Origin of the sequence: Pseudoxanthomonas sp. LH2527 (assembly GCF_022539275.1) — a bacterium.
Lineage (GTDB): Bacteria > Pseudomonadota > Gammaproteobacteria > Xanthomonadales > Xanthomonadaceae > Pseudoxanthomonas_A.
Genome location: NZ_JAKZBW010000052.1, coordinates 1 through 6,391, shown reverse-complemented (window position 1 = coordinate 6,391; position 6,391 = coordinate 1). Strand labels below are relative to the sequence as shown.

Genomic DNA, 6,391 nt, shown 5'->3' with positions numbered 1-6,391 from the left:
AGGGGAGGGCTTAGAATCGCGGCATGACCACGCTTTTCATCTCCGACCTGCATCTGGACGCCGAACGCCCGGCCGTGACCGAGTTGTTCGGCGCGTTCATGCAGCGGGAAGCCCGCACGGCCGATGCGCTGTACATCCTCGGCGACCTGTTCGAGGCCTGGGTCGGCGACGACGATCCCTCCGGCACCGGCGCCTACGTCGCTGCCCGCATCCGCGAGGTGGCCGATGCCGGCGTGCCGGTGTTCTTCATCCGCGGCAACCGGGATTTCCTGCTGGGCGATGCCTTCGCCCGGCGCGCCGGCATGCGCATCCTGCCCGACCCGGCCGTCGTCACGCTGTACGGCAAGCCGGCGCTGCTGATGCATGGCGATCTGCTGTGTACCGGCGACACCGCCTACCAGGCGTTCCGGGCGCAGACGCGGAATCCCGCCTGGCAGGCGCAGTTCCTGTCGCAGCCGCTGGCCGCGCGACTCGCGTTCGCGGCGCAGGCGCGTGCCGCCAGTGCGGCCCACCAGGGCGGCATGAAGCAGAACGACAAGGTGCAGTTTGAAACCCTCACCGACGTGACGCCGACGGCCGTGGACGCGACGCTGGCCCAGTTCGGCATCGACACCCTGATCCATGGCCACACGCACCGACCGGCGATCCATGACCTCCCCGTCGATGGTCGCGCCTGCCGCCGCATCGTGCTGGGCGACTGGTACGAACAGGGCTCGGTGCTGCGGGTGGAGCGGGATGGGATGGCGCTGGATTCGCTCTGACACGCGAGGCCGGACAGGCCTTGTCCATTGTGGGAGCGACGTAAGTCGCGATGACGGCACCGCGGCAGTTCATCGCGACTTACGTCGCTCCCACACCGTCATCCACGCATGATGGGGAGGTGGGCCGAGGCCCACCCTACCGAGCTTCCAGCGCCGCCAGCTCATCCTCATCGAAACCCGCCAGCAGGCGCGCCTCGATGTTGAACGGCCCATGCAGGTAACCGCCGGCGTATTGCTTCAGCAGTTCGCGGAAACGCGCGCGCGGTTCGATGCCGCGCTGCGTGCAGTACCAGCGGTACCAGCGCGAACCGGCGGCGACGTGCGCGACTTCCTCGCGCAGGATCAGGTCGAGGATCGCCACGGTGGCCTCATCGCCGAGTTCGCGCAGCTTGACGATCATCCCCGGCGTGACATCCAGGCCGCGCGCCTCCAGTACACGCGGCACCAGCGCCATCCGCGCCAGGCCATCGTCGGCGGTCTTCTCGGTCATTTCCCACAGGCCGTTGTGCGCATCGAAGTCGCCGTAGTCGTGTCCGAGCTCGCGCAGGCGGTCGCGCAGCAGCACGAAATGGCGCGACTCGTCGTGGGCCACGCCTACCCAGTCCGCGTAGAAGTCGTGCGGTAGCCCGCGGAAGCGGTAGGCCGCGTCCCAGGCCAGGTCGATGGCGTTGAGTTCGATATGCGCGATGGCGTGGATGAAGGCCGCCCTGCCCTGCACGCTGCCCAGTCCGCGCCGCGGCAGCTCGCGCGGATGCACCAGCGTCGGCTTCGGCGGGCGCCCGGGCATACGGATGGGCTCCGGCGGCGGTGCGTCCGCGGGGATCGCGAGTTCGCCGCGCGCAAAGGCCGTGGCGTACTGCTGCGTCAACGCGACTTTCGCATCGACGTCCGCCGCATCCAGGCAGACGCGGGCGGCCTCGAACAGCGTGGTCATGCCCGGGGCTGCCGCGTCAGCCGACGCGGCGCTTGCGCTTGGCTTCGTCGGAGCGCGCCTGCTCGATGCGCTCGAAGTAACCCGGCTCGATGCCGGTGACGTACTTGCCGTCGAAGCACGACGAATCGAAGGCGGTCAGGTTCGGGTTGCCCTCGCGCACGGCCGCTTCCAGATCCTCGAGATCCTGGTAGATCAGCCAGTCGCAGCCCAGCTCGTGCTCGATGTCCTCGACGCTGCGGTCGTGCGCCACCAGTTCGTCGGCGGCCGGCATGTCGATGCCGTAGATGTTGGGATGGCGCACCGGCGGCGCGGCGCTGGCCAGGTAGACCTTGCGCGCACCGGCATCGCGCGCCATCTGCACGATCTGCTTGGAAGTGGTGCCGCGCACGATGGAATCGTCGACCAGCAGCACCACGCGGTTGCGGAATTCCAGGTTGATCGGGTTGAGCTTGCGGCGCACCGATTTCACCCGCTCGCCCTGCCCCGGCATGATGAACGTGCGGCCGACGTAGCGGTTCTTGATGAATCCCTCGCGGTACTTCACGCCCAGCACGTTGGAGATTTCCAGCGCGGCGTCGCGCGAGGTATCCGGGATGGGAATGATGGTGTCGATGTCGTGGTCGGGACGCAGGCGCAGGATCTTCTCGCCCAGCTTCACGCCCATGCGCATGCGCGCCTTGTGCACCGACACGTTGTCGATCATCGAATCCGGGCGCGCGAAGTACACGTATTCGAAGATGCACGGCGCGTGCTGCGGCGCATCGGCGACGATCTCGCTGAACAGCTCGCCGCGCGCGGTGATGACGATCGCTTCGCCCGGCTGCACGTCGCGCATGCGCACGAAGCCGAGGATGTCGAGCGCGGCGGACTCCGACGCGATGATGTATTCCGTGCCCTCGCCGTGCTCGCGCTTGCCCAGCACCAGCGGACGGATGCCATGCGGATCGCGGAACGCCACCAGGCCCAGGCCCAGCACCACGCTGACCACGGCATAGCCGCCCTTGACCCGCCGATGCACGCCGGCGACGGCGCGGATGGCGGCCTCCGGGCTCAGCGTGCGTTGCAGGTCCAGTTCGTGCGCGAACACGTTCAGCAGCACTTCGCTGTCCGAATCGGTGTTGATGTTGCGGCGGTCCTGCGCGAACACGTCCTGGCGCAGCGACTCGGTGTTGATCAGGTTGCCGTTGTGCGCCAGCGCGATGCCGTACGGCGAATTGACGTAGAACGGCTGTGCCTCGTCCATGCCCTCGGAGCCGGCGGTCGGATAGCGGCAGTGCGCGATGCCCACGCGGCCTTCCAGCACGCTCATGGCCTTGGGACTGAAGACGTCCCGCACCAGCCCGTTGTCCTTGTGCACGCGCAGGCGCGTGCCGTCGGCGGTGGCGATGCCGGCGGCGTCCTGTCCGCGATGCTGGAGGACGGTCAGCCCGTCATAAAGCTGGCCGGCGACATTCTGGTTGCCGACGATTCCGACGATGCCGCACATGGTGGATCTACTCCGGTTTCGACGCGGGCGAGGCGGTCGGTGGGGCGCGCTCCTGCGGTGCGCCGATCTCGTCCAGCGGCAGGGGCAACAGGTTTTGCAGGCGCGCATTATCGCCCGCCGGGCGCCCGTTGCCAAAGTCCAGTTCCTGCACAGTCCATTCCGGCAACCACTGCGCCAGCCACTGCGCACCGGGCAGCAGCACCGGCACCACGGAGGATCGATGCCATTCAGGTTCGCTCGGCAGGTCGGTGAAGGCGCTCAGCAGCAGCACGATGCAGGCGACGAAGGCACCGCGCGCCAGTCCGAGCGCTAGTCCCAGCGCGCGATCCAGGCCGGACAGGCCGACCGACTTGACCAGGTGGCGGATGGCCCATCCGGTCAGCCCGACGAAGATCATTACCCCGACGAAGCTGAGGACGTAGCCGCCGAGCAGCTCGCTTGCCGACGGCTGGCCATCGCTCGAGAGCAGGTGGGCGACGTCGGCACCGTAATGGAAGGCCACCCAACCGGACAGCAGCCAGGCGACCATCGAAGCGAGCGCACTGATGAAACCGCGCATCAGCCCGAACAGGGTCGACACGCCGACGATGGCCAGCAGCGTCAGGTCGAGCGCGCTCACGTGGCGCGCCCGTGGCGTTCACCCATCGCGCGCGCTGATCCCATCAAGGATGCGGGCGGACCATGCCGTCGACGCCGATCTTCGCGGCCACCTGCGTCTTCAGGCGATCCGCATCGGCACGGTTGGCGACAGGTCCGACGCGCACGCGGCTCAGCGTGCCCTTGTCGGTGCGGACCTGTTCGACGAAGGCGCTGAAACCGGCGCCGCGCGCACGGTCGCGCAACGCGTTGGCATCGGCTGCATTCGAGAACGCACCCAGTTGCACGGCGAAACCGGTGGCGGAAGCGGCCGGCTTGGGTGGTTCGGCCGGCTTGGGAGCGGGCGCGGCCGGCGTCGGAGTGGCCGGCGCGGGCTTCGGGGTCGGCGGCGTGGTCGCCACCGGCTTCGTCTCGGCCGCCGCCGGCTTCGGCGCGGGCTTGGCCGGTTCGGGCGGCAACGCCTGGGTGGTGACGGCGGGCGTGGTGGGCGCCTCGGTCGCGACCGAGGCCGCCGCGGTGGGCGACGGTGCCGTCGGCGTGGCCGCCGGCGCGTCCAGCGTCACCACCTGCGCGTTGACGTCGCCGCGGATCTTGATGGCATCCAATCGTGCGGATTCGGCCTGCGGGCGATCCGGATACGGCCCCACACGCACGCGGAAGGCGGGTTTGCCGTTGATGGTCGCCGGCTCGACGAAGCCCGGCAGCTTGGCCTGCGTCACGCGCGCTAGCACGGCATCGGCATCGGCCTGCGTGGCGTAGGCACCGAAGCTGACGGCGAAGTTGCCGCCCGCGGTGGCGGCGGGCTGCAGCGCACCGGCGGCCGGTGCCGGCTCCGCGCCCGGCGCAGCGACCTGGCCCTGCAGACCGACGGCGCCGGTGGCGGGGGCATTGCCCGGCGTCACCAGCGGCAGTTCACGCGTCTCGAATTCACCACCTGCGGCCGGCGGCACGTCCAGCGGCACATCGGACACGCCACTGTCGGGCGCGGGGCCCTTCACCAGCATCGGCAGGAAGATGACGGCCAGCGCCACCAGCACGACGGCACCGATCAGGCGCTGTTTCAGGGCAGTATCCATCCAGGTCCACGTGAGCTGCGGCGGGAATGCCGCGGCGATTATACGGCGCGCCTCGGCGCGCTCCCCGTCATCGACCTGAATGCAGGACCTGCATCGCATCGGCCACGGTGTGGAACGAGCCGAACACCAGCACGCGGTCTCCGGGCATCGAGGCGGCGAGCGCGGCCTGCAATGCGCCGTCGACGTCGTCATGCAGACGTGGCGCATCCACCCGGGCGTCGCCCAGGCGGGCCGCGAGCTGTCCGGCCGTCTGCGAGCGGGGGCCGGACATCAGCCCCGCGAGGAACCATTGCAGGGGCGTGCCCGCGAACGCGTCGACCACGCCGTGCACGTCCTTGTCGGCCAGCGCGGCGAACACCACGCGGGTGACGCCTGCGATCGGACGCGCCTGCAGCCACGCCGCCAGTTCGCGCGCCGCCTGCGGGTTGTGGCCGACATCCAGCACCACCTCCACGCCATCGCGCTGGAACGGCTGCAAGCGACCCGGCAGCACTGCCTTGGCCACGCCTTCCGCGAAAGCGGGGTCCGGCACGGGCTCGCCCGGCAGCGCGCGCAGCGCGGCGATGGCGGTGGCCGCATTTGCGCGCTGCGAAGGCGCGGACAAGGCCGGCGAAGGCAGTTCCAGTTCGGCGCCGACTTCGCGCCAGCGCCAGCGCTGGCTGTCGATCGGTTCGTGGAAGAAGTCGCTGCCCAGCCGCAATGCATTCGCACCGATGGCGTAGGCATGCCGAAGTACGCTGGACGGCGAATCCACCTCGCCCAGCACCAGCGGCTTCCACGCGCGCGCGATACCCGCCTTTTCGGCGCCGATGGCTTCGCGGTCATGGCCAAGCCAGTCGGTGTGGTCGATGTCGACCGTGGTGATGACGGCGACATCGGGATCGACGATGTTCACCGCATCCAGCCGCCCGCCCAGCCCGATTTCCAGCACGGCCAGATCAAGCCCCGCGCGCTCGAACAGCCACAGCGCGGCCAGCGTGCCGAATTCGAAATAGGTCAGCGGGATGCCGGAGCCCTCCCCTTCAAGGGGAGGGTTGGGTGGGGATGGTGTTGCGTCGCTATCGGAAACACGCGCGCTTCGTTCGACCCTCACCCCATCCCCTCTCTCCCACGGGGATTTCCGTTGGTCGCCGACGGGAGAGGGGCTCACGCGCGCCGCTTCGACGGCAGCGAATGCCTCGACCAACGAGGAGTCATCCACGTCCACGCCATCGATGCGCACGCGCTCGTTGTAGCGCAGCAGGTGCGGCGAGGTGTACGCACCCACCTTCCAGCCGGCGGCACGCGCGATGGCCTCGATGAAGGCCACGGTCGAGCCCTTGCCGTTGGTGCCGCCGACGGTGATGACGCGGACGGCGGGCTTGTCCAGCGCCATGCGCGCGGCGACCTCGCGCACGCGGTCCAGGCCCATCTCGATGGACTTCGGGTGCTGCTGTTCGATGTAGGCAAGCCATTGCGCCAGATCGGCGCCGGAAGGCACGGTCATGATGGATCGTCCAGCGGGGGCAATGCGGGGCGCGGGGGCAGGCGGGGCTGC

The 6,391-nt window shown here is 69.4% G+C and carries 6 protein-coding genes; 1 reads left to right on the top strand and 5 read right to left on the bottom strand.

Annotation, left to right across the window (positions count from 1 at the left end):
- Positions 1-23 precede the first annotated feature (23 nt).
- The gene (gene lpxH, locus MMG85_RS18235) at positions 24-761 is read left to right on the top strand and encodes a UDP-2,3-diacylglucosamine diphosphatase (RefSeq protein ID WP_241047324.1); all 738 of its coding nucleotides are present in this window, start codon (positions 24-26) and stop codon (positions 759-761) included.
- A 136-nt stretch (positions 762-897) separates the two neighbouring features.
- Here the strand turns inward: lpxH and MMG85_RS18230 are convergent, their stop codons facing one another.
- The 5 genes from MMG85_RS18230 to MMG85_RS18210 form a co-directional block, all read right to left on the bottom strand.
- Positions 898-1,695, bottom strand: coding sequence for a ferritin-like domain-containing protein (locus tag MMG85_RS18230; protein WP_241047323.1), 798 nt, complete (start codon positions 1,693-1,695; stop codon positions 898-900).
- Between the two features lie 16 nt (positions 1,696-1,711).
- Positions 1,712-3,181 carry an amidophosphoribosyltransferase gene (purF, locus tag MMG85_RS18225; RefSeq protein WP_055941400.1) on the bottom strand — a complete coding sequence of 490 codons (1,470 nt, stop codon included), beginning with the start codon at positions 3,179-3,181 and terminating at the stop codon, positions 1,712-1,714.
- Positions 3,182-3,188: 7 nt separating this feature from the next.
- Complete coding sequence (locus tag MMG85_RS18220) at positions 3,189-3,800, bottom strand: CvpA family protein (RefSeq protein WP_241047322.1); 612 nt, start codon at positions 3,798-3,800, stop codon at positions 3,189-3,191.
- 43 nt (positions 3,801-3,843) lie between these two features.
- Positions 3,844-4,854: an SPOR domain-containing protein gene (locus tag MMG85_RS18215; protein ID WP_241047321.1), complete on the bottom strand. Its 1,011-nt coding sequence runs from the start codon at positions 4,852-4,854 to the stop codon at positions 3,844-3,846.
- A 67-nt stretch (positions 4,855-4,921) separates the two neighbouring features.
- Positions 4,922-6,265, bottom strand: a complete 1,344-nt coding sequence (locus MMG85_RS18210) for a folylpolyglutamate synthase/dihydrofolate synthase family protein (RefSeq protein ID WP_345778866.1) — start codon at positions 6,263-6,265, stop codon at positions 4,922-4,924.
- Positions 6,266-6,391 lie beyond the last annotated feature (126 nt).